Origin of the sequence: Tunicatimonas sp. (genome assembly GCF_049647865.1) — a bacterium.
Classification (GTDB): Bacteria; Bacteroidota; Bacteroidia; order Cytophagales; family Cyclobacteriaceae; genus Tunicatimonas.
In genome coordinates this window covers 1-1,790 of the sequence record NZ_JBARYM010000106.1, presented here as the reverse complement: position 1 = coordinate 1,790, position 1,790 = coordinate 1, and the positions used below count along the sequence as shown (strand labels likewise).

Sequence of the window (1,790 nt, the reverse complement as noted above, 5' to 3'; positions counted from 1 at the left end):
TTAACGTAGCGGTCTATCATCGCTATACAACTGACGTTATTGAAGAGGTTGCTACATTTGAGAATGTCCCGGCACTAAATGAAGAGAGTAGAGTTAGTTTAACTCGTCCGGAAAACATTGGCACTAATAACAGCACGGGTGTGGAGCTAAACGCCAAGTATAATCCTCTGGAATGGTGGACCGTAAACGCTGACCTCAACTATAATTACTTTAGCCGGGAGGGAGAATTTGAATCGGTTTCCTTTGACTTTACTGGTGACCAATGGTCGGGTAGATTGACTAACAAATTTAAATTACCCGCCGATATTGACTTTGAGTTGATTAGTAATTATCAGTCGGGCTACGTTACGGTACAGGGCGAAGTATCCGGCTTTGCGTTTGTTGATCTAGGTTTGCGTAAGAAGATGATGAAGGGAAAGACAATTTTGAATCTTAGCGTTCGGGATCTATTCGCCAGTCGCATCTTTGAATCAGAAACCCGGCAACCAAATTTCTACCTGTACGATTACCGACTACGAGGTCGCTTTATCACCGTCGGCGTTAGCTTCGGTTTCGGCAAAGGCGAAGCAATGGAGTTCTCCGGGCAGAAGCAGTTTTAAGTCAGTTTTTTTCTAAAGATAGCAGTAGTACTGAAGCAACCCTCATTAGCATCTTGTTTTTTAGTAATACACAGGTTCATATGTTACTAATGTACAAGTTGGAAATGCTACTAAAAGAAACTGTACGAGCCTCGGTAGAATAACAATAACCTGCCTTATTCGCTAAAGATATTGATCTGCTCCGGGAAAAATTACCTAAACTAGATTTCACTCAACCTTTGGTGCAAATAATCATGGGGGTGCGGTAAAAGTGCTCTGATGCTACTAGCTATGTAGTAGTTGAGTGAGAACTACACATTTCTTAACTTTGAAGATTCTCGTTTAATACGTTTGTAGAATATCTTAATGAAGAAGGGTTTCCGACTACTAGAGTATGGTAACAAAGAAATCTTACAGCAACTACTCCGAGATATTCTTTACCGTGACTATGAGTCGGTTAAAGTACTATTATCCGGGTAGTAAGCTTCTTAGTATTATGAATTTTCGAAAGATTCGTGCGTTTCTGCGTCAACCATATCCCTATTATTTTGAGGGAACAGTCTTATGGATTGTTATAGGATTAATATTTTTTATGACTTGGGGGTTTAACTATCTATTTGAACCTTTCGGACCGTATCCTCCTGAGCACAAAATGGACTATTTTTTTATCTGCGGTATCCACGCGATAGTACCAACCATCGTATTTTTAGCATTGCAAGCTCTAGTAAAGTGGAAGTCTCAGGTAAAGAAAAACTGGATCATACAGAAGGAGGTACTATTTCTGGCTTCATTCTTTCTGCTGGTAGGAATCGGCCAGTTTCTGGTTCGCGACTTAATTTACGATAATCCTGACAATTGGTCATGGCGTTATCTATGGGAAGAAACACGAAATACCTTTCTAGTTGGTACGTTGTTCACAATAAGTTTGGTACCTCTTAATTTCATTCGCTTATACCGTCAGAATGACCAACGAGCTTCTCAAATAGCACCTCACCTTTCGCAAAGAAGCGATGAGGAATCACTTACGATATTTATAAAGACACAGGTAAAAGGAGATAATTTTGATCTTACTGTAGCTGACTTCCTTTTTGCTCGGGCCGAACGCAACTACGTAGAGATTTACCTCCAAGCTAAACCGGTACCGACCAAGTTGTTGAAGCGCATTACTATCAAAGATTTACATGCGACCCTCAGTCATCTGCCGTATATTAT

Annotated in this window: 2 protein-coding genes; both read left to right on the top strand. The window is 40.4% G+C overall.

Features of this window, described 5'->3' with window-relative positions; all coding sequences use genetic code 11:
- Positions 1–599: TonB-dependent receptor domain-containing protein (locus WBA23_RS03550; RefSeq protein WP_424580871.1), on the top strand; the 599-nt coding region annotated here is incomplete at its 5' end.
- A 373-nt stretch (positions 600–972) separates the two neighbouring features.
- Positions 973–1,790, top strand: an 818-nt coding sequence (locus WBA23_RS03545) for a hypothetical protein (protein WP_424580870.1), incomplete at its 3' end; no start/stop codon positions are given.